Source organism: Desulfosarcina variabilis str. Montpellier (assembly GCF_048565275.1).
GTDB lineage: Bacteria > Desulfobacterota > Desulfobacteria > Desulfobacterales > Desulfosarcinaceae > Desulfosarcina > Desulfosarcina variabilis.
The window spans coordinates 8,866,290-8,892,701 of the sequence record NZ_CP159846.1; the positions used below are offsets into that span (position 1 = coordinate 8,866,290).

Consider the following 26,412-nt stretch of genomic DNA (forward strand, 5'->3'; position numbering starts at 1 on the left):
TCATTGCGTAATCTATTACTCATCCATAAATGACCAGTTGACCTGTTTCTGGACTGACCCAACCCAAGAAGTAAAAAGAACGAGGACTGCATATGACCGATGATCAAACCCAGCTGATGGATGAAAAAAATAATAAACCATTGGCAACCAATGGTGACCGCCATGTTTCCACACCCAATGGGCAACAGCCGTATCCTGAATGGCAGGAGGCCGAAGAGATTCAACTGCGTGACTACCTTGATGTCATCCTCCGCCGCAAATGGCTGATCGCCACCGTACTGGCCCTGGTTTTTTTGTCGACCCTGATTTTCACGCTGGCGGCAACAAGGATTTACGAAGCATCGGCGGTGATCGAAGTCAGCCAGGAAAACCCCAATGTGACCAGCTTTCAGGAAATCATGGGATCGGAGATTCAAGCCCGGGAATTCTATGAAACCCAGGTCGAACTTCTCGGCAGCCGGGCAATCATCGATCGGCTGATCGACAAGCTCGATCTGGCATCCCACCCGGTGATCAAAAAAGTTGTTTTCGGTGAGGGGCGGGCCGGAATCCTTTGGACAATCCGGCGGGCCCTGAAATCCATGGCCGGGTTGTTCCGTGGCCAGCGTCAAGATGCGGTAACCGATGACATTGCCGCCCAACAGCAAATCGCCGAATACCTGTCAGAAAACCTGACCGTGACACCAAGCCGCAAATCCATGCTGATCAGTGTGGCCTTTCGCTCCCCGGATCGCCGATTCTCTCAATTGGTGGTCAACAATTTGATCGAAGATTACATCAACTGGAAAATGGAGTTGAAGGTCGAAGCCTCGGGCATTGCCCGGGATTTTTTGATGATGCAGATGGATCGGGCCAAAATCAACCTTGAAAAGGCCGAAGAACGCCTCAATGCGTTCGCCAAGCATGCGGGCATTGTATCCCTGGATGCCAAAATAAACAGCATCTACCGGCACCTGGAAGAACTCAATTCGGCATTTGCCATGGCAGAAGCCGACATGATTGCCAAGGAAGCCATCTATAGCCAGGCACTCAAGGAGGGACACAGCAATCTGCCCCAGGTTCTGTCGAGCGATCTGATTGCCAGCCTGAAAAATCGGTATGCCGAGCTCAGTGCCAGTTATGAGGAACTGAAAACCACCTTTCACGATGATTATCCCAGAGTCCAGACGCTCAAAGCGCGTATGGATAACATCGCCGATTTGATCAAGGCCCACGAAGAGGGTATTTTTCTCTCCATTGCCAATGAATATGAATCGGCCAAGGAAGTGGTCAGTTCCATGGAAAAACGCATTGAAAAACAAAAGGAGGCGGTGCTGGACCTCAATGACCGCGCCACGCAGTATTCAATCATGGAACGTGAAGTGGAAACCAACAAAGCCATCTACCAGAGCCTGCTCCAGCGCGCCAAGGAAATTGAATCCATGGCCGGAGTGACGGCCAGTAATATCCAGATCGTCAATCGTGCGGCCCTGCCCCTTTTGGCAGTCAAGCCGAATGTCAAACTCAATCTGCTGCTGTCCATCGTGCTGGGCCTTCTCGGTGGTATGGGGTGTGCTTTCCTGGCCGAATATTTTTCCGATACGCTGACCCATCCCGGCGAAATTACCGACCGTTTCAATATCCCGCTTTTGGGAACCATCCCCCAGGCCAGACCCGACAAACACGGGCTGGAAAACGCATTTTTACGCCATCCACGGTCGGCGTTTTCAGAGGCGATCCGCTCGGCGCGCGTGTCGGTACAACTTTCCGGCTCGGGCAAACGGTCCAAATGCTTTCTCATCACCAGCACGCTACCCAGTGAAGGCAAAACCACGCTGGCCATCAATCTGGCTCTCAGCTTCGCTGCAGCAGGCGAAAAAACGGTCATCATCGACGTGGATTTACGCAAACCCCGGCTGCACCAGGTGTTCAATCTGACCCAACGGGTCAATGGCGACGGGATCACCAGTTTTCTGGCCGGCGTCACCAGCCAGATTGAAATTTTCAATGACCGTGGCAAACGCCTGAGCATTATCCCATCAGGCCCGGTTCCGCCGAACCCTGCCGAGTTGCTGGCATCCAAGCGTTTCCAGAACCTGTTGAAGAAACTGACCGAAAGCTATGATCGGATTATCCTGGATGGACCGCCGCACATCGGTTTTGCAGACACCCTAATATTATCGAAACAAGTCGGAGGTATTGTTTTGGTAAGCAGTATCGGTGAATCCAGCCGCGAGGCCATCGGCCAGTTCAAAAAGTCGATTTCCAACGTGAATGGGATCATTCTTGGTTGCGTGGTCAACAAAATGGATTTCAACCGTAACTATGGCTATTCCGGCTACTACAAAGCCTATCAGTCCTACTCCAATTACGGACTGGAGAATGAAGATACGCATGCAATTCCACATCGCGCATCGTAATCCCCACAATCTAACAAATGACGACGCATGAAAAGCGGCTGACGCGTCTTATCCGCCGGGTAAACATACGGCAAGACACGCCGGCGCTGATCATGATCATTGCCGCCGATGCCAATCACCTGTGGGCCTGCCGAGCGATTGTTGATCCAACAGCCGGATCCGATGGCGTTTCGCCCCCGGTGCTCAAGCGGATTTGCTCTCAATATGGTTGGCAGCCGAGCGATCTGAAAAAAAAACTCTTGCCAGCGGCAAAAGCCCTGGGCATCATCCCTGCTGTCCATGCGTGCGACTATTATCAGTTAATAGGGGTAAAGGAAAAGGCCACGCCCCATGAAATCAAAAAAGCGTTCCGCCAGCGGGCCTTCAGCGTTCACCCTGACACCGCATCAAATTCGTCAGTCAGTGCTGAATCGTTCCAGGAACTGCTGGATGCGTATCGGACCTTGCATGATCCGTTGCTCAGAAAGGTTTACGATGCCAACCGCCAGCGGCGATGGCGGGAAAACCCTGTCCGCCTGAAACCTGCCGCTGAGCCTGCATCTGTTCATCAATGGTACTTGGGCGGCCTCACAATAATATTCATCATTTTGTTATTTTTAGCAATTTTCATAAACGAGGGTTAACCGGTGACGGTTCGGCAATGATCCATTGGCCGATCTTGGAACAGGCACTCATTTTTTTAAGGAGGGATTTAGATGGATTGGTTCAGAAAAAAAGGAACTTGGATCAAGGGGCTTTCAATCTGGCTAACCGTTTTCATGATCGGACAGAGCGTCACGGCATTGGCCGGCGTGGATCGCATTTATCCCACCGACAAAGCAACACTCTGGCGAGGTGATCAAAAAATCGGGGTTTACACCCAAGAAGCGCCGCTGCCGGAAGGAGCCATTATTTCGACTGACGGTCGATGTGCCATCAAGCTGGATGATCTGTATCTTGTTGCCGAGGATCAAAGCGTTTTTTCCGTTAGCACAACCGGCCGACAGCGAATTTTATTTGTCAAACAAGGGGTCATCTATTTTAAAACAGCCGTCATCAGGCAAGCGCTTGCCTTTGTTACCCCCGACGGCCAGATTGACGTCCAGCAGATCCGCCTTAATGCCGCTTCTGGAGACCCGTCGCTCAAAGGGTATGTATCGGTGACGGACAACCAGAGTGAATTGGGTGTTGCCGAAGGTGGGGCCATGGATGTATTTACTGATGACGGCCTCACGACCATTCATGCCGGCAATAAGATTATTCTTGCCCAGGCCGACATGGACATTGGATTGCCTGAGGATCAGGAACCACCGGCCAAACAACCGGAGGAGCCGAAAAAAGGGTGGTCAACCCGCAAAAAGATCATCGTCGGCGCAGTGGGTGTGGGCGCGCTTGCCGGCCTCCTGATCGCTGTGGGTGGCGGTGGTGGTGGCGGCGGCGGTGGCGGCGGGGATAATGTCAGTCCGTCTTCACCCTAGCCTTTGGGGAAGGCTAAAGATGATCAAGATCGTATCAGTTCAAAAATGCCCCCTTTATAGGGGGGCTTTAAAAGGATTTTTCATGGGCAACAATTCCCCCCGGACGGATCTGCCGGGACGGCTGCTGCACTCACTTGGCGCAGCAGCCCTTTCGACATGGATGGTAATGATCGCAGTGTTGTGGCTTAGCGCCTGTTCGACAGCGCCCCACCCAACAATCGCCAAAGCCGAACGGGCCAAGCAGGACTCAGCCAAGCAGGAACCGGCCGCAGACTATCGGTTGGAAGACGACGAAATCAGAAAAATGAACACCATGATTTTCTCCCAGGCACAAACCCATAGTGATCCGGGGGAGTATCTTCTTGGCGAGGGAGATCTTCTGCATATCACCGTTTTTGAAGCCGAAGAGTTGGAAACAACGGTTCGCGTGAGTTCGCGTGGGTTTATTGCCCTGCCACTGATTGAAACGGTAACGGTCAAGGGCCTTACCGCCTTGGAAGCCGAAGAAAAAATCGAAGCACTGTACAGCCAGCGGTATATTAAAGACCCTCATGTCTCCATTTTTGTCGAGGAACATGTCAGCCAGCGGATCACCCTGGTGGGACAATTTAAAAATCCCGGCACTTACGACTACCCGAGCAAACAGCGACTTCTGGATGTAATTGCCATCGGAGGCGGTTTAAGCGAAAGAGCCGGACAGATCGCCCAGGTCCGTAAAGCCCGTTCGGTCAAGGGACGCCCCGGTTCGTTCATGGTTGATCTGGACCAATTGATTACCCAAGGAAATGTCGGACTGAATATTGAAATCAACGGCGGTGATGTCATTTTCATTCCCGAGGCGGGTGTGTTTTTTGTGGACGGCGCCGTCAAACATCCCGGTGCCTATGCCATTAAACACCAGACAAGTGTCCAGGAAGCCCTGGTAGAGGCCGGTGGGTTCGAATATTGGGCGGCCAAAGACAAACTCAAACTGGTACGCATGGCGGAAAACGGAACCCGCGAAATCATCGATCTGGACCTTGAACAACCCGGCGTCGCGGAAATGGACATCAGCGACCGTGACATTCTGGTGGTCGAGGAACGGGGGGGCGCCGGTCTGATGCGGGGATTCAGCGTCTCGATTCTGGGAACCGGATTCAGTTATTGGGGCCGGTAATGGTACGCTGTTACCATCGACTGATGATCGAGGTAATTTGAATCCCTCCTAAAAAGGCAGTCCCGCTACTTAAAAAGGACTGTTATTCGCGTCTGTTCGATCTCCCGGTAACAAAAGCAACGAATCGTTTTTGACTCTTGCCGGTTTTGTTGTATAAGGAACACTGGATAAACGAAAAAAACGGAAAGCCATTGCGCAAATTTGGCACTTTTTCCATATACCCATTTATTTTTAGGGTTTAGGCCATCGCATCAATTGCCGATATATAATTATCATGGCAATGGATTCGGTAACCATTCATCGGTCGTTACCGGGCAATGACCGGAAGCTGTTAAAGATTGACGTATGTATTTTAAGCACTATCAATTGACCAAAAAACCCTTCGGTTTAACGCCTGGACCTGATTTTTTCTGGTTCAGCGAAAAGCACAAGGAAGCCCTGGCAACCTTGAGGTACGGGATTCTTGGCGATCTCGGCTTCCTCTTGCTCACCGGAGAGGTCGGCGTGGGCAAAACCGCGTTGATTCACCGGTTGCTCTCGTCGCTGGATTCATCAACCATTGTTGCCCACATCACCGATCCAGGGTTGAGCATCAATGATTTTTTCAAGTTGCTTGCCGTCGAATTCGGCATCGACACCCCATTTAACAGCAAGGGTGAGTTTCTGATCATCCTGGAACGGTTTCTTCATCAGGCTTATCAGGAAAAGAAAAAAGTATTGCTGATCGTGGATGAAGCGCAACGGGTGAACAGCGCTCTACTGGATCAAATACGGGTACTGTCCAACATTGAGCTGAACGATCACAAGCTGATCAATATCTTTTTCATTGGTCAACCAGAATTCAAAAAAATCTTAAAGACCAATAGTAACAGGCCAATCCGTCAGCGTATTGCCATCTATTATCATGTTCAACCATTGGATGAGCTTGAAACCGGTCAATACATTGAGCACCGCCTGGAAATCGCCGGGGCGAAAAGAAAGATATTCATGCCCGATGCCATTCATGAGATCCACAGGATCTCCCAGGGCTATCCCCGGGCAATCAATATTCTGTGTGATCATGCCCTGTTAACGGGGTATGCGGCCGGAAAACAAACCATTGATGCAAAAATCGCCAGGGAATGTGAAAACGAATTAAACATCGATGTGGACGATGATTTTTCCCAATCCATCCCCCAATCGATACCCAAATTGATGCCCCCACCGTTGCCCAAATCGGTGCCCGAATCAAGGCCTGCCGCGAAGCCGACCCCGCCTCCGCTCAACTTCGATATCCGCTCCAAACCCAAACCTGCGCCGGCGCCTGCCCCCGAGCCTGCTGCGCCACCCCAAAAATCAAAGGTATGGGTCTATCCTGTGATCATTATGGCTGCAATCGCCATGGTTGCCGTGGCCGGTTATTATTTTCTGGGCTTTGGTCCCAGTGATTCCCCCACCAAGCAGGACTCGACCGGTACAATCAATTATAGGCTATCGGATCCGTCGGCGAATAAAAATGCAAGCCCTTCTTCATCGCCAGAATCCGGCAACGCGCTTGCCCAAAGCAACTCAAGCATGGAAACCAACATCACGTTGAGACCGGAGCAGCCGGCAGTCGAAACACCGCCAGAACCTGCTGAAACAATACCAAATGGTGCCGGGCCTGCGACCCAACCGGACCCCACCCCAGCAGCACCGGAAAGATCCACAGCTGCGAAGAAAAATCACGCGATCGCGGATCAGCCCTCCTCCAGAGAGGACGCGTCAACCTCAGATCAGGCAAGTGCCGGAACAGATGTCGCAAACACGAGTAGCAGTGATAAAACAGAAGAAAAAAAACCTGTTCCTGATGTTGCGGCGGTTTCTCCGCAGACAGTGAATAAACCAACGGTGATGGAGCAACCGGAAACGACACCTAAAGATACCGTCTCGCCGGTCGGCGAACCTGCTGAACAATCAGATAAGCCGTCGTCGTCTTTCCCCCCTTTGCAGTCTCCGGCAAAGGACACAGCGGTTCCCTCACCACCGGCTGCACCAGCCACGCCGCCGGCTGCCGAACCACGCGTGGCAGCCCCGTCGCAGGCAATCGTCGAGACCCCTTCGGTGTCGACACCAACGCAAAGCATTGAAAATCCGGCGTCATCAATCGAAGACGCCTCACCGCCAAAGGACCTTGCACCACCTACACAGGCCGAACCGGCAATGCCGGCGACAGCCGCCCTGCAGCCCCAGGACACCCAAACCCAACCTGCAGCGGCCAAGCCAACGGTGGACGATGCGCTGAGAGGTCGGGTACGCACTTTTGTTCAAGAGTACTGCAACACCTATTCAGCAAAAAACCTGAATTCGTTAGCGGATTTTTTTACCGCCGATGCCACGGAAAACGGGAAATCCTTCGCCTCCTTATTACCCAAATATCGGAGAAATTTCACATTTATCGATACCATCTACTATCGCATCGAAGTGCAACAAGTGAAATATGAAGCGGACGGAAAGACATTGAAGGCAGATGGCACGTTTTTCCTTCGATGGCTGCCACCAGATAAAAAATGGAGGGAAAACGCAGGCAAAATTACCATGCGCCTTCAAAAAGAGGACTCTTCATTTCTGGTCAATCGCCTTGATTATCAGAGCAACCGTTCTAACTAAAAAAACGGGCTCACCGTAAAACTGTATCGCAAGGTCTAAATAAAAAAACGGCCGGGAGGTTTATCCCCCGGCCGTTTGCTTTTGTTGCTCAATTCTTTTTTCCATGACTTTCCCCACCAGGCTGCCCAAAAAGCTCAGTTTTCAAACAGACAATTCAGGCCGCCAGGGGAATATGGGTCGCCACGATACTGCGAATTTTCTCACTCATGATCAACATGTCTTGAAGTTGGTTTTCCGTTAATGCCATTTGAAAGGACGCGTTCGGATCAAACAAATTCAAAGCATTGTCAATGGATTGCACCTGTTCGATCAGTTCCTTGGGTACGTCCGAAAAGGCCGCCACTTCCTGAATCATGTGAGAAAGTGTACTATGTTGGGGGATGGCATTGTGGTAGCAAAAAATCCACATAAGGAATTTCTCGACGCTAAGGCATAAAATGTGATAAATCATGGTACCGGTAAATACCGAACGACGACGATATCCACGTTTTGCGGTCTCAAGATAGCTGTTGCCCGCATCGAAATAACTTGCGCAACCACTCTTGTTGATGATCCACCCCCCTTTTTATGGTTAATCCCAACAAGGCAACATTGGGGATAGAGACGCGATTGGTTTTTCCTAATTCAAGCGATTAGCCGTTAGCTATAAGCGATTAGCAAAAAAATCAAAGAATTGCTGATAAATGCTTAACTCATAAGGGCTAATGGCTAAAAGCTAATCGCCCACTTGGGTTCTTATATGGTATAAGACTCCGCCACCTCACCATCTTCCAGCGCATCAAGGATTTCGTCAACGACATCTTCGCTGTCCACATTGCCATACCAATGACCAGAAGGATAAATCACCATCACCGGACCATGGTCACAGGCCTTCATGCAGCCAGTGCTGGTGATCTGGGCATTTAAGCCGCGGTCTATAATTTCATTTTCGATATAAGGCAACAGGTCCATCGACCCTTTTTTCTTGCATACGCCCTTACCATCGCCATCGGCACGAAAACTGGCACAGACAAAAATATGATGTTCTGGTTTTTCCATTTGTCATTCCTCTCTTTGTTTAACAATCCATGTCTCTATTTTAACCGCAGCACAGCCCAGCCATCGGATGCTGCTTGTTGCATGCCTTGATATCGCGTCGGACCATGAAGTTCGTGCTGTGACCTTCAAACACGGCCTCGGCGGCTTCTTCGATCATTCCGTCCAGTTCAAGGACATCGATCTTTTTCTTTTTGAGCACCATACGGGGATTATCGCCGATACCGGCAACGAGCAATGCCCGGCAGTCACTGAGCATCTGGCCAAGATCCTCCCAGCGCTGCATGCCGCTGCCCGGTTCGGGCGTCTTGCGGGTTTCGACAAAGTAAATTTCCCCATTGTCCCGCCGTCCATAGATGTACAGTTCTTCGGCTTTGCCGAGTTTCTGATTGACCAGCACGCCTTCCTGGCTGGCAACGGCCACATAGGGGCGCGTTTCCCCGCAGATTACGGGAAGCTCGGCGCATTCCTGCAGCTTTTCATTGATCGCGCATCCGTTTTCCTCACCCAAAATTCCCACGGCATCGGCCCGGCAGCGTTTGCAATGATACATTTGGGGAATATGCTGGGCCGCCTTCTTACGAATCTTAACCACGCTTTCTTTGGACGGTTCTTCAATATGCGCAAACTTAGCCCCCTTATTGGGGAAAAAGGGAATACAGTTGAGAATATCCACCTTCAGCTCAGCCATCTTCTCAGCAACGGCTTCGATGTGGTCTTCATTGATTCCCGGCACGATAATCGTGTTGACCTTGGTGGTCACGTTCTTTTCCTTGAGGCGGATGATGGCCTCGAGCTGCTTTTCCAGCAAAACCTCGAAACCGGCTTTGGGAGCCAGCACCCGCTTGCCATGGCGAACAAAAGAATAAAGTTTAGACCCGATTTCCGGATCGATGGCATTTAAGGTAATGGTTACATGGCTGACATTCATTTCAGCCAGTTCATCGATGTACGGTCCAATACCCAGTCCGTTGGTGGCCAGGCAAAGAATCATTTCGGGGTATTTTTCCCTTACCAGCCGAAGTGTTTCCATGGTTTCATCAGGGTTGGCAAACGGGTCGCCCGGGCCGGCGATCCCCACGACCGAAATATTTTTAACTTCCTCAAGAACATAGTCGAGATAGGCCATGGCCTGATGCGGGCTCAGCACTGCACTGGTGACCCCGGGCCGGCTTTCGTTGACACAGTCGTATTTTCTATCGCAATAATTACATTGAATATTGCATCGGGGTGCTACGGGAAGGTGTACTCTTCCATAAACCCCTCTCATCTTGGCATTGAAACACGGGTGGTTGGCTAAATCCATTTTTCTCTCCTGTTGCTTACATGTAAAAATAACCGACAGGCGATGAATCCTGCCTGGAGGCAATAATCGTGTTGGTGATGGTGTCAAACAGCTGCTGGGCACCGCGGTATCCCACATGGACGACTCTCGCCCCCCCCATGCGATCATGAATCGGAAAGCCGATACGAATAAGCGGCTTTTTCATGGCCCGTGCGATCTTGTATCCTTTGCTGTTGCCGATCAGAAAATCAGGATTGACTTTCTTGGCCACCTCGCCGATCTCGACGAAATCAACACCTTCTTTGACCTGGATCTGTTTGGCGTCAAAATCGTCGATAACTTGACGGAGTTTCGCCTCAAGATGGCCGCTTTTCCCGCCTGATGCGCAAAGGGCCGGGACAACGCCGATTTCCGATAAAAAGGATGCCATGCCGATCACCAGGTCTTCCTCACCATAAACAACAGCCCGCGCCTCAAAAACATACTTGTGTCCATCCGCGTAGGCATCGACCAGACGCGCCCTTTCGAGTGCATATTTCTCCGGCATGGGCTTGCCGGTGATCTGTGAGATCCGATCGAAAAGAACGTCCGTCTCACTGATGCCAATGGGCAGACCGATACGATGATTGGGAATCTCAAATCGATCGGTCAGCAGTTGACCGGCACTTTTGGTTTCAGCCAAAACCCGACCCAATTCGATGCTCGCCAATGCATCTCCCATGGCCTTGATTTTTTCAATGGGCGTCCCCCCTTGGGGGATCTTATGGTATTCGGTCCACATGGGGCCATCCAGGGTTTGCGAGTAATCGGGAAGCATGTTGAACGGGATATCGTAGTCAGAAAGAATCTCTTGAAAATGGCGATAATCCGCCGGCGACAGCATACCGGGGAAAAAATTGATTCCCGCGGCCTGGCTGCTTTGCTTTTCGGCCACGGTATCCACCGTAGCCCTCACCGCAGCATGAAATCCGTCAATATGGGTTCCCGAGTAGCTGGGTGTAGAGACAGAGACAATCACCGTGTCATTTTCTTCAGGGTTATTCTTGGCATAGTCCTTCAGAATCATGGGAACATCATCGCCAATGGTTTCACTCAGGCAGGTCGTTCCGATACCGATCATTGCCGGATGATACTGCTGAATGATGTTGTCCACAGCCAGTTTCAAGTTGGCGCCGCCACCGAAAACAGCGGTTTCTTCAGAAAAGTTTGAGGAGGCAATGTCGATCGGCTCGTTATAGTGACTGATCAGGTATCGACGGATGTAGGTAGAGCACCCCTGGGATCCATGAAGGAGCGGCATGGTGTTTTCAATTCCCCGGAAAACCAGTGACGCACCCAAAGGGCTGCAAAGCTTACATGCATTGCTGGTGGCTTTGTATTCTTCTTTCTGCTGGGTTTTCATTTCAGTCACCTCGATTGACTATGCTTTTCTGTTTGGTGCAAATTTCCAGACCGGGCTGGAAACCGATGCATACACTTCTTTGGCGAAATTGATCATGCCGCTGTATCCGGCCAGGGAGAGCTTTCGCTCGTGGTTGTGATCGCAAAAACCGATTCCCAATTTGAACGCCATGGGCCGTTCCTTGACACCGCCGACGAAAAGCGAGACCCCCTTTTCAATGCAGTATTTGGAAAGCTCAACGGGATTGGCGTCATCCACAATCACTGTTCCGTCGTCACACATGTCTCTGAGGACCTCGTAATCCTCCTTGGTTCCGGTTTGTGACCCCACCAGCGCCACATCCATTCCCACCGTCCGCAGGGCCTTGACCATGGAAAAGGCCTTGAACGCCCCGCCCACATAAATGGCGGCCTTCTTGCCCTGAAGTTTTCTCTTGTATTGTTTAAGCACTGGATAAATCTTCTTGACTTCCTCTCGCACCAATGCCTGGGTCCGTTGCATGATTTCGGGGTTGGTATCCTGAAAATGTTCGGCCACATCATAAAGGGCCTTGGACATATCTTCGATTCCAAAATAGGATACCCGAATATAAGGTATCCCGTATTTTTCCTGCATGTGCTGCGCCAGGTGCATCATCGATCCTGAGCATTGCACCACGTTAATGGCCGCGCCATGGGAGCGTTTGATGTTCTCCACCCGGCCGTCCCCGGTGAAAACCGACACCACCTCCAGGCCCATGCGTTCGTAATAGTCCCGGATGACCCATGCTTCGCCGGCAATGTTGAATTCACCCATGATGTTGATGGACAGCGGGCTGACATTTTCTATTTCCCCGGTACCGACAATGTTGGCCATGGCATCACAGGCCGCCTTGTAACCGTCCTTTTTGGTTCCCTTAAACCCTTCGGAATGAACCGGCAGAACCGGGATGCCCTTTTCTTCGGACATCTTCTTGCATATGGCATCGATATCATCACCGATCAGACCGACAATACAGGTCGCATAGACAAACGCGGCTTTGGGTTTGTACTTATCTATCAGTGTATCCAGCGCATTGGTTAACTTTTTCTCACCGCCAAAAATGATATCTTTTTCCTGAAGATCGGTGGAAAAACTCATGCGGTGCAGTTGCGGGCCGGATGAGAGCGAGCCGCGGATGTCCCATGTGTAAGATGCACAGCCAATCGGGCCGTGTATGAGATGCAGCGCATCGGCGATGGGATAAAGCACCACCCGAGAGCCGCAAAACACACACGCCCGCTGACTGATGGAACCGGCCAGACTCTTTTTTTCACAAGACATGTCAAAGTCTTGACTGCCTTTTTGGTAGATCTGCTTTTCTCTGCCTTTTAGTATGGAGATGCTGGCCATGTTTCCCCCTCAATTACATTACGAGTTCAAATTCTATTTCTGAAGAATCCCGGTCCTGGCGATCCATCAGCGCGTCCAAAATTTTTTCCAGCAGTCGCATTGCCCCCTGATACCCCACGCTGGGAAAGTAGCTATGGCCAATGCGATCCAGAATCGGAAACCCGTACCGAATAAAGGGGATATCTTCATCCCTGGAAATATATTTGACATAGGTATTGCCGAACATCAGATCCACCGGCTCATTTTTGATCAACTGATGAAAATGGAACATATCTGCACCGTTGCCGCTTTTCACATTCACCTTGCAAGGCAGGTCGGCGGTGAGTTCCTGGATCCGTTTTTCGAATTGCTTATCCCGGGTACCGGTGATGATATGAACCGGCAGCATATCGATGTCGATCAGAAATTCCGTAAGTGCTTCCAACTGATCCGGATCACCCACTAAGGCGACTTTTTTATGGTAAAAATAGGCCTGCATATCGGTGATGATGTCCAGCAGTTGCCCACGCTCCACATTCAACGAATCCGGGACGGTAACACCGGCCATTTTTCTCAAGGCATCCACGAATCGATCGGTGGCCTTAAGACCGATGGGCAGGTCCAAAATTTCGCAGGGCACCTTGCATTTTGCGTCAAGCGCCTTGCCTGCAGGTCCGGAGGCAAGACGTCCGAGGGCGATGGTTCCCCGGCTGCTGCCGGTTTTTTTCAACTGGTCAATGGTGACGCCGCCCTTGGGGTACATGGTAAACTTACCGGTTTGCGGCCCATTGAGCACATTTTCCGTATCCGGGAAAAGGATCGACTTGACGCCCATTTCAGCGGCAATACGTTTGATTTCCTTCATATCCGACGGCTCCACCCAACCCGGGATCAGGTTGATACACTTCTCCTTGTGGCCGTTGGACGTTGCAAAATAATCGACCATGGCCTTGGTCATGTTGGCAAAACCGGTCACATGGGTGCCCACATAGCTGGGGGTGTTGGCGTGCAGCACATACTTGCCTTCAGGAATCTTACCGTCGGCCTCGGCTTTGCCGAATATCTGAGGGATATCGTCCCCGATGGTTTCAGACAAACACGTCGTATGAACGGCAATGACCTCCGGATTGTATACGGTAAAAATATTGTTGAGGGCCTGCAAAAGGTTGGCCTGGCCGCCAAACACAGAGGCACCTTCGGTGAACGAGCTGGTTGCCGCCAAAACCGGTTCTTTATAGTGCCGGGTCAAGCAGGACCGGTGGTAGGCGTAACATCCTTGGGAGCCGTGGCTGTGAGGCAGACAGCCGTGAATCCCTAAGGAGGCGTACATGGCGCCAATGGGCTGGCAGGTTTTGGCCGGGTTGACGGTCAGAGCCTTTCGCTCGGGTATTGCTTTGGGTGTATGTCGCATTAACATCTTGATTTTCCTCTCTATTAAATGAATACCATGCCGTAGCTATTCATTCGCATACATGGCGGCAAGCTCGGGGTTTTCTTCCCAGGGTGCCCGGATGTGGCCCCACACCTTGCTGTTAATCATACGGTCGATTTCATAATAAAAATTGATCGCGCCTTTGAATGCGGCGTAGGGTCCGCCGGAATCATAGCTGTGCAGTTGTTTCATCGGCATGCCGTTTTTCTGCACCATGTATTTCTCTTTGATGCCCGCACAGAAGATGGCCGGTTTGTAAATCTCGATCATCTTTTCGGTTTCATACTGGCTGATGTCGTCAATCGAGTACGTATAGTTTTCCTCCATGTCGGGCATCATGCCGGGGTATTCTTTCAGTTTGACACCGTTTCTTTCAGCCGCCTCGATTTCCTCTATAGGAATTCGCGGGTTATAACGGGTAGCATCTTTCTGAACGTCGAGTTCCTCGATGTTCCGGCTGTCGGCGTCTACCGTGATCGACGGCAGAACATGGCGCCCCTCGTAATCGTCACGATGGGCGAATTCATAACCAGCGGCAATGGTCTGCATGCCCATTTCAGCGAACAATTCCTGGTAGTGATGGGCGCGGGAGCCGCCGACAAACATCATCGCCAATTTGCCTTCCAACCGGGGCCTGACATCGGCCTGGGCTTTTTCAACATCCACCATTTCTTCAGCGATGACCTCTTCCACACGGTCAATGAGCTTTTGATCCCCATAATACTGGGCAATCTTACGCAAGGAAGCGGCCGTTGACTTGGCCCCCAGAAAATTGATTTTCATCCAGGGGATACCATACTTCTCTTCCATCATGTCGGCCACGTAGTTGATGGAACGGTGGCACATGATCAGGTTCAGGTCGGCCGTATGGGAATTTCTGAAATGATCCACACTGGAGTTCCCCGAAAAAGTAGAGATGATCTTAATGCCGCACTTTTCAAACAAGTCATCGATTATAAATTCATCCCCACCGATATTGTACTCACCCAAAAGGTTAACTTTGTACTCACCTTCCTGGACAGTATCATCCTGGCCGATCACATGCTGAAACAATCCGTTGTTGGCCACATGATGGCCGGCGGACTGGCTGACGCCTTTGTATCCCTCACAGCTGAAGCCGAATATGGTAATACCGAGTTTTTCCTGCATTTCCCGAGTAACAGAGTGAATATCATCACCGATCAATCCGATCGGGCAGGTTGAAAACACGGAGATCATCTTGGGTTTAAAAATATCGTAGGCTTCCTGAATGGCCTGTTTCAGCTTCTTTTCTCCACCAAAAATAACCTCTTTATCCTCTATGTCGGTCGAGAAACAATAGGTCATGAAGTTATGCCCGTCCGGCGTCGTGGAAGGATCGGTCTGGTTGCGCCGGGTCAGCCAGGAGTAAAATCCGCACCCAATAGGTCCGTGCGTCAAGTTGATGATGTCACGCGTGGGCCCCATGACCACGCCCTTGCACCCGGCATAGCAGCACCCTCGCTGGGAGATAATCCCGGGAATAGTTCTCACGTTGGCTTGAATTGGCGTAAAATTTTGTTCATCTTTCTTTTTGTTAACAACAAAATGCTTGGATCGTTTGCGCGCCACCTTGGGGGGATATTTGGCCATGATCTCCTTTTTTACTTCTTCAGGATTGAGCTCCCGCCATGATTTTGCGCTTTCTTCATATTCGGTTTTTTTGTCGGGCATAGCCGTCATGATTATTTCTCCTATAAATCATCTAAGGTGGAATCACCGTCTTCGGCGGTTCTTACGCTTATCGATTCGGCTACCGGCAGAACGAATATTTTGCCGTCACCGGGTTTGCCGGTCTGGTTCACTTTTATGATGGTTTTTACGATTTTATCGACATGCTTATCCTTGGAAACAATTACGATCATTCGTTTCGGAATCAGCCGGTTACTTTGGCCGAGCTGGGATATGGCCTCTTCGTAACCCTGTTCGGCCCCCTTTAGCAGGTTCATGTCAACTAAACCGGCGCCCCGCCCCAGGGCATCGGTGGCCGTCATTGAAGAGACGCCCATTTCGGTCAATGCCTTCCGGGTTTGATTGATCATACTCATTCGGACAATGGCCATTATCTCTTTCATATTGCTACCTCTTCGGGCTCGCCGGTTTCTGTTTCCTTGATCCCTGAACTGATGGTGTAGGATTCGTCTACGGGTGTAATGAAAATCTTTCCATCGCCAAAGGCACCTTTTTCTCCAGTCCGTGCCGCATCCATAATGGTTTTGATGACAAATTCCTTAGCGCCGTCTTTTACTACAGCGATGAGCATTTCTTTGGGAATCTTATCGTAAGTAATTTCACCGATTTTGATACCCCGCTGCTTACCCCGCCCAACCACGGAAAGCCTGGTCACTGCTGGAAACCCAGCCTCCATCAATGCGGCGAGTACATCATCTGCCTTTTCCGGCCTGACGATCGATCGAATCATTATCATGGTACTTAATCTCCTTGATTATTCTATTTTCGTTTTTGTTTAAGTTACTGTTTGCCAGTATTGGCGTTGCCGGATTAATCCATAAAACCGTAATCGATCAGCAGTTTTTCGAGATCTTCGATCGCCATCGGCGTGGGGATCACCTTCAGTTCGTTTTCCGAAATCTTTTTGGCCAGCGCCCGGTACTCATCCGCCTGGGGATCCTTGGGATCAAATTCGATCACGGTTTTCCGATTGATCTCGGCCCGCTGAACCACATTGTTCCGGGGAATGAAGTGAATCATCTGGGTGCCGAGCCGTTTTGCAAGTTCCTCGATCAGTTCCTTCTCCTGGTCCACATTACGGCTGTTGCAGATCAGTCCGCCCAGGCGCACCCCGCCGGCTTCCGCAAACTTCACAATACCCTTGCAGATGTTGTTGGCCGCGTACATGGCCATCATCTCACCAGAGACAACAATGTAGATTTCCTGGGCCTTGCCCTCGCGGATGGGCATGGCGAAACCACCGCAAACCACGTCGCCAAGAACATCGTAGAAAGCATAATCCAGCTCTTCACTATCTGCATAGGCACCGAGTTGTTCAAGCAGGTTAATGGAAGTGATAATCCCCCGACCGGCACAACCGACACCCGGTTCCGGGCCACCGGACTCTGTACACAATGTCCCGCCAAATCCAATCTTGCGAACATCTTCCAGTTCTACATCTTCGCCTTCTTCACGAAGGGTGTCCAAGACGGTTTTCTGGGCCAGCCCCCCCAACAACAACCGCGTTGAATCCGCCTTGGGATCGCAACCCACCACCATCACTTTTTGTCCCATTTCTACCAAACCGGCCACTGTGTTTTGTGTGGTTGTGGATTTACCAATTCCGCCCTTGCCGTAGATTGCTATTTTTCTCATTTTCTTTTTCCTTTTTAATACATGGTTAACATCAAATTGGTTCAAGTGGTTTATTTTCTTTAGAGCAACCCGTGTGCCAAAGTGGAAGAAAACAACCAACCGCCATATAACATAAAGTAATTATTATCCAATTGACTATCCATAGAAATTCTCTTCTCATTTCTGACAATTAAAATGACTATTCAATCTACATTCATGTACATTGACAATCTACAATATTGTAGATGTAGAAATATGACTGTAAGACTGTGTATAGCATTCATTATTTGGTAGTATATGCAGAAGCAATTAAATAAGTGCCAAGGCCACCCCAAAGACAGATAAAATTACTGATTGACGCGCATCCGGGATGGATACACGCCTTCATTATTGGATAACAGGGAAAGTGACCGGAAGGTCAAATCAGCGGATGGCGTATGGCCGAAAAACTGCAGTTGACGAGAGCGTAAAAGTTCTCAATTGGAGAGATTTTTGTACTGATTGTTGTTCAGTTTGTTTTCGCGGATGATTTTATCGAGCTTAAACTTCTTTACCCGATAGCCCATCTGCCTCAGCGTAAGACCGATTTCTCGGGCCGCTTTTTGCTGCACCCAATCATTTCGCGCCAGTGCTTCCAGAACGGTTTCTCTTTCCATCATCTCAAGACGGGATGTTGTAGTTGTATCTGGCGCTTCAAGATTGGATGTTTTCTTATTGCTAAAAAGATAGGCGGGAAGCATACGGGGTTGTATCTGATTACTTTCGGCCATGATGGCTACCCGCTCGATAAGATTTTCCAATTCGCGCACATTACCGGGCCAGTTATAGGCAGCCATGATTTCCATACATTCGGTGGAGAAGTAAAACTGCCGACCGTACTCCCGAGCAATTTTGGAAATAAAATAATCGACCAACAGGGGAAGATCGGCTTTGCGCTGACGAAGCGGGGGAATTGAAATCGGAAAAACATTCAGACGGTAAAACAGGTCCGATCTGAAGCGCCCGTCTTCCACGGCCTGGTTTAAATCAATGTTGGTTGCCGCAATGATGCGCACATCGACCTTGCGGGTCTGCGTGCTGCCCAAGCGTTCAAATTCACGTTCCTGCAAAAATCGCAGCAGTTTGGCCTGCACCGGAAGCGGCAATTCACCGATCTCGTCCAAAAAGATGGTTCCACTGTCCGCTTCTTCCAGGCGCCCTTTTTTTAACTGGGTGGCGCCTGTAAAGGCGCCCTTTTCATGGCCGAACAACTCGGACTCGATCAGGTTATCCGGCAGGGCGGCACAATTGACCTTGGCAAACGGATTTCTGCGGCGTTGGCTGAGTTCGTGAATAATTCTCGCGGTGAGTGTTTTCCCGGTCCCCGATTCACCGAGAAGCAATACCGAGGCCCGGCTGGGAGCAACCTTACGGATCATCTTGTTCAGCGTTTGCATGGCCGGGCTGACGCCAACCGCGAAAAAATGATTATACTTGGCCGACACTTCAGCCCGCAGGCTGCGGTTTTCGGTCAGCAGGTGCTCCTCGCGTCGTTCGACCTGTCGGTTCAGTTGAACAAACTGAGCCATCAATGTCGCCACAATAGTGAGGAATCGGATATCTTCCTTGAAGTCCACTTCCGGCCCAAAAAGCCGATCTACACTGAGCACGCCAATGGGGTCGTTATTGAGCAAGATCGGCACGCCGATGAATGCCAGGCTGTTTTTGGTAAGACTACGGGCCTGGGTTCGGTTGAGAAAAAGCGGTTCCTTGCCGATATCCGGCACCGCAAAGGGTTGGGCCGTTTCAAAGATGGCCCCGGTGACCCCTTCTCCAGGATGATAGATTCCCCGCTTCTGCTCCATGGGATCCAGGCCGTGGGAGGCAATGATTTTGAGTAAACCCGTATGCCTGTCTTTGAGCGTCACCGTGCCCCGTTCCATGGACAGATTCTTGGATAGAATTTCAAGAATCGCCATCAACGTATGGTCCAGATCCAAGACCTGGCCTGTTTTGTGGCTGATTGCGTAAAGCGTTTTCAGCTCTAATTCGAAAATATTGTTTTCCATGCGTGTATTAAATGGTCCGTTTCATCCCTTGTGGCTGCATTCTACTCGTAAATCTCCGGCGGGCATAGGTCCGCCAACCCATTACCCCACGTACGTTCAACATATGTGCCAATCCTATAAATCGGCGTAACTCATTATATCATCTCGTTATTATTTGAAATTTTAATTATTTACAGATCTATAGATTTAAAATATATAATACATTTTTGTTTTAAATGGATACTTTCTTACAATTATGTTTTTTGATCTTACATTTGTGTTCGATACCGCCTAATCCATCTCATCATGCTCCGGGTTGGCCACTTGAAATGGTCCTGATACTGCCCGATGGCCACGGATCTGGGAAAAGCGCGATTAACAAAGCCGATTGCCGTTGAATCATCCATGGGGCGACAAGTGAAGCCGGATCGGTCCGAGGATTACCTTTTCTCGAACAATTCACGCCGGGGGTTATTGACAATCCCCCAAAAGACGATCAGATTAATGGCACTTAACATGTAAATTACTTTGGGCTGCCAACTAACGGCACACATGTAACATCGATGAAAAGGGTTGATTATGCATTACGAAGGCAACATTATCCGTCCACCCAGTGAAGCCAATAGTATCCTTCTTCAAGTCACCGTAGGATGCTCGCACAACAAATGCACGTTTTGTGGCACCTTTACCGGCGAGCGGTTCAAAATCAAATCCGATGACATCATCATGGCCGATATCGCCTTTGCCGCGCAATACTGCAAACGCCAACGCAGGGTTTTCCTTTGCGATGGCGATGCCATGATCATTCCCCAAAAGCGACTGATGAAAATTCTGACCGAAATCCGCCGGCAGCTACCTTGGGTCACCCGGGTGGGCATCTATGCAAACACCAAAAGCCTGGCCATGAAAAGCGATGCACAGCTGCGCGAACTGCACGAAAACGGAATCGGCATTGCCTACATGGGTCTTGAGTCTGGTGACGATGTAACGCTGAAGGCTGTCAGAAAGGGCGCCACCGCCCAGCGGATGATTGACATGGGGCGCAAGGCACGCGCCGCCGGCATCAAACTTTCCGTTACGGTGCTTTTGGGCCTGGCCGGACGTGAACGTTCCCAAATCCATGCTCGGGAGACAGGTCGCGTGCTGTCGGCCATTGATCCGGAATTCGTGGGGGCCCTCAGCCTGATGCTGATGCCTGGCACGCCGCTTTATGACCAGTACCAGAATGGCACGTTTGAACTCATCGAGCCGGATGAAATGTTGGCCGAACTGCGCACCATGATCGCCGAGACGCATCAAACCCAGGGGATGTTTCATGCCAACCACGCATCCAACTATCTGCCTATCCGCGCCCGTATGCCCAAAGAAAAAGCCCAAACCCTGGCCCTGATCGACGCGGCGCTGGCCGGCAAGGTGCAGTTGCGGCCGGAATGGATGCGAGCGCTTTAAGAGCCAGTTTGCCCCACCGTCTAAGGCCCGCTAACGGGGCTTTCAAACAGGCTCGATGTCTCAGAACACCATCGGCTGGCAGATATCGGCAGGTCCGGATTAAAGTCCTTGATTCCACGGCTGATCTTTTGTATCAAGCCCTTTCAATGGCAGTGCATCAATTCAAATTCCTGTGTAAAGGAGCAGTGTTAAATGAATACGGGCAAGCAGAAAAAACGATCAGCCATCGACGATCTATGCATCAACACCATCCGCACCCTCTCCATGGATGCGGTGCAAAAGGCCAATTCCGGTCATCCGGGAGCGCCGATGGGACTGGCACCGGCTGGGTACACCCTCTGGACACGGGTGCTCAAGCACAATCCAGCCAATCCAGACTGGCCGGACCGCGACCGATTCGTACTATCTGGCGGCCATGCATCCATGCTGCTCTACAGTCTTTTACATTTGACCGGCTACGACCTCAGCCTGGAAGAAATCCAGAATTTCCGGCAGTGGGGCAGTAAAACACCGGGCCATCCGGAATATGGGCACACCGCCGGGGTTGAAACCACCACCGGCCCCCTGGGCCAGGGATTTTCCAACGCTGTGGGGATGGCCATGGCCGAATGCCATCTGGCCGCCTGTTTTAACAAACCGGGCGCCGACATTGTCGACCATTATACCTACGTCATGTGTGGGGACGGCGATCTGATGGAGGGCGTCGCCTCGGAAGCCGCCTCGCTCGCCGGCCACCTGAGCTTGGGCAAACTGATCTGCTTGTATGATAACAATGGGATTTCCATCGAAGGCACCACCGAAATCGCTTTTACCGAAAAAGTGGCCAAGCGCTTCGAGGCCTACCGCTGGCAGGTCATCAAGGTCAAGGACGGCAGCGACCCAAAGGCAATCGAAAAAGCACTGCTGGAGGCCAAAGCGGAGACCCAAAAACCGTCCATGATCATGCTCAAAACACACATCGCCCATGGCAGCCCCAACAAACAGGATACCCCCGATGCCCATGGCGCACCACTGGGCGAAGATGAAATTCAGCTGACCAAAGACGCTTTGGGATGGACGACCAAAGAACCGTTTACGATCCCTGAGGAAGCGTTAGACGTTTTCCGCAAATGCCTCAAAACCGGTGAAAAAGCGGAAACCCGCTGGAAAGAAAATTATCAGAAATATGCCAAGCAGAATCCGGATCTGGCCGATGCCTGGGTCAATGCCCTGACCCGCTTCATGCCCAAAGGATGGGAATGCAGCATGCCCGTGTTTACGCCCGAACAGGGCCCCATGGCTACGCGTGCCGCCTCCGGCAAGGCGCTCAATGCTGCAGCAGCCATCTTCCCCAGCCTGATGGGCGGGTCGGCGGATTTAGCCCCCTCCAACAAGACGTTTATCGATGGCTGCCCCGAATTTCAAAAAAACGACTATTCGGGCCGCAACATTCGTTTCGGTGTCCGTGAATTTGCCATGGGCGCGATCATGACCGGCATGTTTCTGCACGGCGGCATTCGTCCCTACGGCGGCACCTTTTTGGTTTTTGCCGACTATATCCGGCCGGCGATCCGGGTGGCAGCCTTAATGAAACTGCCAGTGATTTATGTCTTCACCCATGACAGCGTGGCCGTGGGTGAAGACGGGCCGACCCATCAACCCGTGGAGCATCTGGCATCTTTGCGTGCCATTCCCAACCTGACGGTTATCCGCCCGGCCGACGCCAACGAGACCGTTCAGGCCTGGCGCAAGGCCATCGCCACCAACGACCAACCGGTTGCCTTGATCCTCAGCCGCCAAAAGCTGCCCATTCTGGATGCCAAACAGACTGCCGCAAATGTCGAACGCGGCGCTTACATTTTGTCCAACTCTGACAGCAAGCCACAAATTCTGCTGATCGCCACCGGCGCCGAAGTTCATATTACCCTTGAGGCCCAGGCCATGCTGGCCGAAAAGGGCGTTGCCGCACGCGTGATCAACATGCCCTCCTGGGAGCTTTTTGAAGCCCAACCGGAAAGTTATAGAAAACGGATCCTACCGGCCATCCATAAAAAACGCATTGCCGTGGAAGCCGGCATTCCCATGGGATGGGAACGCTATGTCGGTTCCGAAGGCAAAGTCATCGGAATTGACCGCTTCGGTGCGTCGGCGCCTGGGGCAACCGTTTTGAAAAATTTTGGGTTCAGCGCTGACAAAATTGTTGAGACAGCGCTTGAAATGCTAAAATAAAACAATTTTCATCCAAGATAAAAAAAAGGGCACTCCATATGGAGTGCCCTTTTTTTTTAAATCCTAAAGTGGCCAAACGGATATGCCGATAATATTCTTTTCATTAGTAAAAAATGAAGGAACAATTCTCAACAAATGCTTTTTTTAGCCATGCGATAATGCTGATTCTCACATTGGTCATCACCCTGGTGATCAATGTCTGGTTCAGAGTAGTTGATGAGTGAATGCCATCACTATAAAATTACAGTTAACCGTGGAGGTCATCATGAAAAAGGCGATGATAGTCGCATTGATGGTTTTTTATGGAATCATCTTAGCCGTTAACGCAGCGGCCGGTACGCGTGACGATTGCGTCACAAAGTGCAAGGAAGCCGCAGAGTTAATCCAAACCAAAGGCATTGATGCGGGTATCAAAGAGATCGGCAACAAAAATGGGCCCTTTGTGTGGAACGATGGTGTCAGCTATGTTTTCGTAATGGATATGAACGCCAACATGTTGGCTCATCCCATCATGCCAAAATTAACCAAGGCCAAAAACCTGATCGAAACAAAGGATGTCAACGGAAAAAAATTCAATGTGGATATGATTGAAGCGGCAAAAAAAGGCAAGGGCTGGACCAAATACATCTGGCCGGTGCCCGGTATGGATGTCAACAAACCGAAATATACATTCATCTACCGTGTTCAGGACACGGATTATTTTGTGGCTGCTGGATATTACGTGATTAAAGCAGGTGTTTACCGTTGATATAGGTAGTGACAAGCGTAAAAGAAAAGGCGCCTGAAACGGCGCCTTTTTTATCGAAAGTTTTTCCTGAAACTGTCGATAAGAATTAATGAACAGAACTAATAACGGCATTCATTTTCATCCTTACGGTTATCGGTTCACCAACGAGAAAATGGAAATGACGCCGCGCGTCTGTTACACACGATTTTTTTGGAATTGACCTGGAACTGATCGATCAATCTGAATGGACTGGAGGTCATTTTGAAAACCATTATTACTCGTATGCTGACCGTCATCATGCTCGTGCTGCTGACGGTCCCCGCCCTGGCAGGAACCCGCGACGATTGCGTTGCCAAATGCAAGGAAGCCAGCGACTTTATTTCATCACAAGGCATTGATGCCGCCATCAAAGAAATCGGCAATAAAAATGGCCGGTTTGTATGGAACGATGGTGTCAGCTATGTATTTTTGATGAACATGAAGGCCAAAATGCTGGCCCACCCCCACAAACCGGAACTGACCAAAGCCGAGACCCTGCGTGACTCCAAGGATGTTGAAGGCAAGTTCCTTTTTCAGGACATGGTCAAGAAAGCCGAGAAGGGCAAGGGGTGGACCAAGTACACATGGCCGGTCCCGGGCATGGACATGAACAAATCCAAGCACACTTTTGTATACCGTGTACCGAACACGGATTATTTTGTTGGTGCGGGGTTTTACGTCATGTCACCGGGTGTTTTTTATTAGAACCGATTTTTTAACGGGTTCTAGTCAATCCGGTTCCAGGGCGTTGATGCCATGGGTCTGAATCCTTTTTCACGCGCCAGAACGTCCAGATGGATCATGCCTACGGCTGCCATTTCCAGTGACGGGGGGGCTTGAGTCTGGCGCAAATCCAGACATAAAAGGTAATGGCCGCATTGGTGGCATACATTGATACGCTGTCCTGTGTTTTCCGCTTCCTGGTAATAAACCAGGCGGTGATGGTCATCGGTTTCACACACTGGACAGCGATTGCGTGCAAAACGCCATTGGTGCCCGCACAAGCCGCAGTACAGGAATGCCTGCCCGCCCCCGCCGCTTAAAAACGCGTTGATACGCTGATCAGGGGCCAGGAGCAGCACCATAGCGGGCAGGCTGCCGCAGAAGGGGCAGTGGCCGGTGATTTCGGGAATGGGTGTCTGCGCCTCCTGCCATTTTATGCGCAGGGCATGGAACAGCGTTGACATGGCCCAGTGAACGACAAATCCCAACGCACCGGCCGATATGCGTCTGTCTTCGGCAAGTGCGTTAAACGCCGCCTGATTTCCATCCAGCCATGCCCGGTACAGCGTTCCCGCCATATCCGGGTGTTGCGGGAGCATTTCATCAATGGTTTGAAAATCCGCACTCAGGTCTGGAAACGATGCGTTCAACGCAGGCAGGAGGTCGCCCATGACCTTTGCCATACCATCATTCCATTGCCCGGACAAATGACGGACCAGCCACGACATCCCGGATTCATTTACCGGTCGCTGCAGAAGCGTTGCCGGCAGTCGGCCATTTAAGGCGGCGATAATTTTAGCGCGCCGGCCGAGGACAGTGGCAAACGGCCTGACAACGGTTTCCAGCGCCGGCCGTCTGGCCAGAATCCATTCAGCCGAAACATTGAATGGCTTTGAGACCATGTCACAAGTACTTTCCTGCTCAATCATATCATAATATCCTTGAATGGGTTTCGTCTCCCCCGGCATGGGGCTGCCATATAGCGGGGAGACGATTAAGATTGATTCATAGATTGAGAAATGGCCGCAATCCTTTTTTTAAAGGCGCGCCGAGCCTGGCCAGAAAAACCTTGCGATCGATCCCCGGCGAGAATTTGGCCACACTGAATTCATACACCTTCATGGGATCATCCGGTAGCAGATAAATCACATTGACATCGTCCGCATCGGCCAGCATGGCCTTGGGGTATTCCTTCCTTGCCCGTGCCAGACGGGATTGGGCAAGCCTCAGCATATCCTCCCGCTCACCAAAATTCATGGCGCCGGTAGGGCACACCTTGACGCAGGCTGGAAGCAGGCCACGCACCACCCGCTCAACACACATGGTACATTTGCTGATCTGTCCGGTGGCCGGGTCCCGCCGCGGGATGTTGTATGGGCAGGCGTCACGGATCTCCTCGAAATCCGCTTCGGAAAGCTGCCGGGTCTTGTCGGTGTAGATAACGGCACCGGTTTTGGTATCGTGAATGATGGCACCGTCCACCAGATCCCCGCCCACCGCCACACACGGCGGGTCAATGCAGTGCCGGCACTGATCGGGAAAGAAATACCAGCGGATGGTATCGCCGTCCAAATGCTCACTGAAGCGCACCACCTTGTAGTTGTTGGGATTCAGATCGGGCGGATTCTGATGGGTCCCGGTCTGTTTGGTTTTATTGGCCGGCAATTCGTTCCATTCCTTGCAGGCCACCTGGCACCCTCTGCAGGCCGTGCAGCGGGATGTGTCGATGAAGAAAGTCTTGGGCATGAGTCGTCTCCTTGTTGCATGGCGG

The 26,412-nt window shown here is 51.0% G+C and carries 22 protein-coding genes; 9 read left to right on the forward strand and 13 right to left on the reverse strand.

The genetic code is table 11. The features are described from left to right. Positions 1-92 precede the first annotated feature (92 nt). The 5 genes from Dvar_RS39875 to Dvar_RS39895 all read left to right on the forward strand — a co-directional run bounded on the left by Dvar_RS39875 (position 93) and on the right by Dvar_RS39895 (position 7,640). A complete protein-coding gene (locus Dvar_RS39875) occupies positions 93-2,399 on the forward strand; it encodes a GumC family protein (RefSeq protein ID WP_419659021.1) in 2,307 nt (768 codons plus the stop codon). Positions 2,400-2,416: 17 nt separating this feature from the next. Continuing rightward, positions 2,417-3,022 (forward strand): J domain-containing protein, encoded by a 606-nt coding sequence (locus tag Dvar_RS39880; protein ID WP_419659022.1) that lies wholly within the window; start codon positions 2,417-2,419, stop codon positions 3,020-3,022. A gap of 72 nt (positions 3,023-3,094) precedes the next feature. Beyond that, entirely contained in the window at positions 3,095-3,856 is a 762-nt protein-coding gene (locus Dvar_RS39885; RefSeq protein ID WP_419659023.1) for a hypothetical protein, read from the forward strand. An 82-nt stretch (positions 3,857-3,938) separates the two neighbouring features. After that, positions 3,939-5,012, forward strand: coding sequence for a polysaccharide biosynthesis/export family protein (locus Dvar_RS39890; RefSeq protein ID WP_419659024.1), 1,074 nt, complete (start codon positions 3,939-3,941; stop codon positions 5,010-5,012). Positions 5,013-5,357: 345 nt separating this feature from the next. Next, on the forward strand, positions 5,358-7,640 hold the full coding sequence (locus tag Dvar_RS39895; RefSeq protein ID WP_419659025.1) for an AAA family ATPase: 2,283 nt from the start codon (positions 5,358-5,360) through the stop codon (positions 7,638-7,640). A gap of 154 nt (positions 7,641-7,794) precedes the next feature. On the opposite strand, the gene Dvar_RS39900 is transcribed toward Dvar_RS39895, so the two are convergent. The 11 genes from Dvar_RS39900 to Dvar_RS39950 form a co-directional block, all read right to left on the reverse strand. Continuing rightward, positions 7,795-8,049 (reverse strand): hypothetical protein, encoded by a 255-nt coding sequence (locus Dvar_RS39900; RefSeq protein WP_419659026.1) that lies wholly within the window; start codon positions 8,047-8,049, stop codon positions 7,795-7,797. 326 nt (positions 8,050-8,375) lie between these two features. Continuing rightward, positions 8,376-8,678 (reverse strand): (2Fe-2S) ferredoxin domain-containing protein, encoded by a 303-nt coding sequence (locus Dvar_RS39905; protein WP_419659027.1) that lies wholly within the window; start codon positions 8,676-8,678, stop codon positions 8,376-8,378. A 40-nt stretch (positions 8,679-8,718) separates the two neighbouring features. Then, complete coding sequence (locus Dvar_RS39910) at positions 8,719-9,981, reverse strand: radical SAM protein (RefSeq protein WP_419659028.1); 1,263 nt, start codon at positions 9,979-9,981, stop codon at positions 8,719-8,721. 16 nt (positions 9,982-9,997) lie between these two features. Then, the gene (locus Dvar_RS39915) at positions 9,998-11,362 is read right to left on the reverse strand and encodes a nitrogenase component 1 (RefSeq protein WP_419659029.1); all 1,365 of its coding nucleotides are present in this window, start codon (positions 11,360-11,362) and stop codon (positions 9,998-10,000) included. Between the two features lie 18 nt (positions 11,363-11,380). Next, a complete protein-coding gene (nifE, locus tag Dvar_RS39920) occupies positions 11,381-12,733 on the reverse strand; it encodes a nitrogenase iron-molybdenum cofactor biosynthesis protein NifE (RefSeq protein WP_419659030.1) in 1,353 nt (450 codons plus the stop codon). 13 nt (positions 12,734-12,746) lie between these two features. After that, positions 12,747-14,129, reverse strand: a complete 1,383-nt coding sequence (gene nifK / locus Dvar_RS39925) for a nitrogenase molybdenum-iron protein subunit beta (RefSeq protein WP_419659031.1) — start codon at positions 14,127-14,129, stop codon at positions 12,747-12,749. A gap of 39 nt (positions 14,130-14,168) precedes the next feature. Next, positions 14,169-15,845, reverse strand: coding sequence for a nitrogenase molybdenum-iron protein alpha chain (gene nifD, locus Dvar_RS39930; protein WP_419659032.1), 1,677 nt, complete (start codon positions 15,843-15,845; stop codon positions 14,169-14,171). A gap of 11 nt (positions 15,846-15,856) precedes the next feature. Beyond that, entirely contained in the window at positions 15,857-16,237 is a 381-nt protein-coding gene (locus tag Dvar_RS39935) for a P-II family nitrogen regulator (RefSeq protein ID WP_419659033.1), read from the reverse strand. Further along, positions 16,234-16,590 (reverse strand): P-II family nitrogen regulator, encoded by a 357-nt coding sequence (locus Dvar_RS39940; RefSeq protein ID WP_419659034.1) that lies wholly within the window; start codon positions 16,588-16,590, stop codon positions 16,234-16,236. The genes Dvar_RS39935 and Dvar_RS39940 overlap by 4 nt, the downstream gene beginning before the upstream one ends. A gap of 74 nt (positions 16,591-16,664) precedes the next feature. After that, positions 16,665-17,489, reverse strand: a complete 825-nt coding sequence (gene nifH, locus Dvar_RS39945) for a nitrogenase iron protein (protein WP_419659035.1) — start codon at positions 17,487-17,489, stop codon at positions 16,665-16,667. A gap of 455 nt (positions 17,490-17,944) precedes the next feature. After that, the gene (locus Dvar_RS39950; protein WP_419659036.1) at positions 17,945-19,516 is read right to left on the reverse strand and encodes a sigma 54-interacting transcriptional regulator; all 1,572 of its coding nucleotides are present in this window, start codon (positions 19,514-19,516) and stop codon (positions 17,945-17,947) included. A gap of 558 nt (positions 19,517-20,074) precedes the next feature. Between Dvar_RS39950 and Dvar_RS39955 the strand changes: the two genes are divergently transcribed. The 4 genes from Dvar_RS39955 (at position 20,075) to Dvar_RS39970 (ending at position 24,623) form a co-directional block, all read left to right on the forward strand. Continuing rightward, positions 20,075-20,944 carry a radical SAM protein gene (locus tag Dvar_RS39955; protein WP_419659037.1) on the forward strand — a complete coding sequence of 290 codons (870 nt, stop codon included), beginning with the start codon at positions 20,075-20,077 and terminating at the stop codon, positions 20,942-20,944. A 192-nt stretch (positions 20,945-21,136) separates the two neighbouring features. Then, a complete protein-coding gene (tkt, locus tag Dvar_RS39960; RefSeq protein WP_419659038.1) occupies positions 21,137-23,152 on the forward strand; it encodes a transketolase in 2,016 nt (671 codons plus the stop codon). A 265-nt stretch (positions 23,153-23,417) separates the two neighbouring features. After that, positions 23,418-23,900: a cache domain-containing protein gene (locus Dvar_RS39965; protein WP_419659039.1), complete on the forward strand. Its 483-nt coding sequence runs from the start codon at positions 23,418-23,420 to the stop codon at positions 23,898-23,900. Between the two features lie 240 nt (positions 23,901-24,140). Then, entirely contained in the window at positions 24,141-24,623 is a 483-nt protein-coding gene (locus Dvar_RS39970; RefSeq protein ID WP_419659040.1) for a cache domain-containing protein, read from the forward strand. A gap of 20 nt (positions 24,624-24,643) precedes the next feature. Here Dvar_RS39970 and Dvar_RS39975 read toward each other — a convergent pair whose 3' ends face one another. Together Dvar_RS39975 and Dvar_RS39980 are read right to left on the reverse strand one after the other, a co-directional pair. Then, complete coding sequence (locus tag Dvar_RS39975) at positions 24,644-25,570, reverse strand: formate dehydrogenase accessory protein FdhE (RefSeq protein ID WP_419659041.1); 927 nt, start codon at positions 25,568-25,570, stop codon at positions 24,644-24,646. Between the two features lie 76 nt (positions 25,571-25,646). After that, positions 25,647-26,387 carry a 4Fe-4S dicluster domain-containing protein gene (locus Dvar_RS39980; RefSeq protein WP_419659042.1) on the reverse strand — a complete coding sequence of 247 codons (741 nt, stop codon included), beginning with the start codon at positions 26,385-26,387 and terminating at the stop codon, positions 25,647-25,649. Positions 26,388-26,412 lie beyond the last annotated feature (25 nt).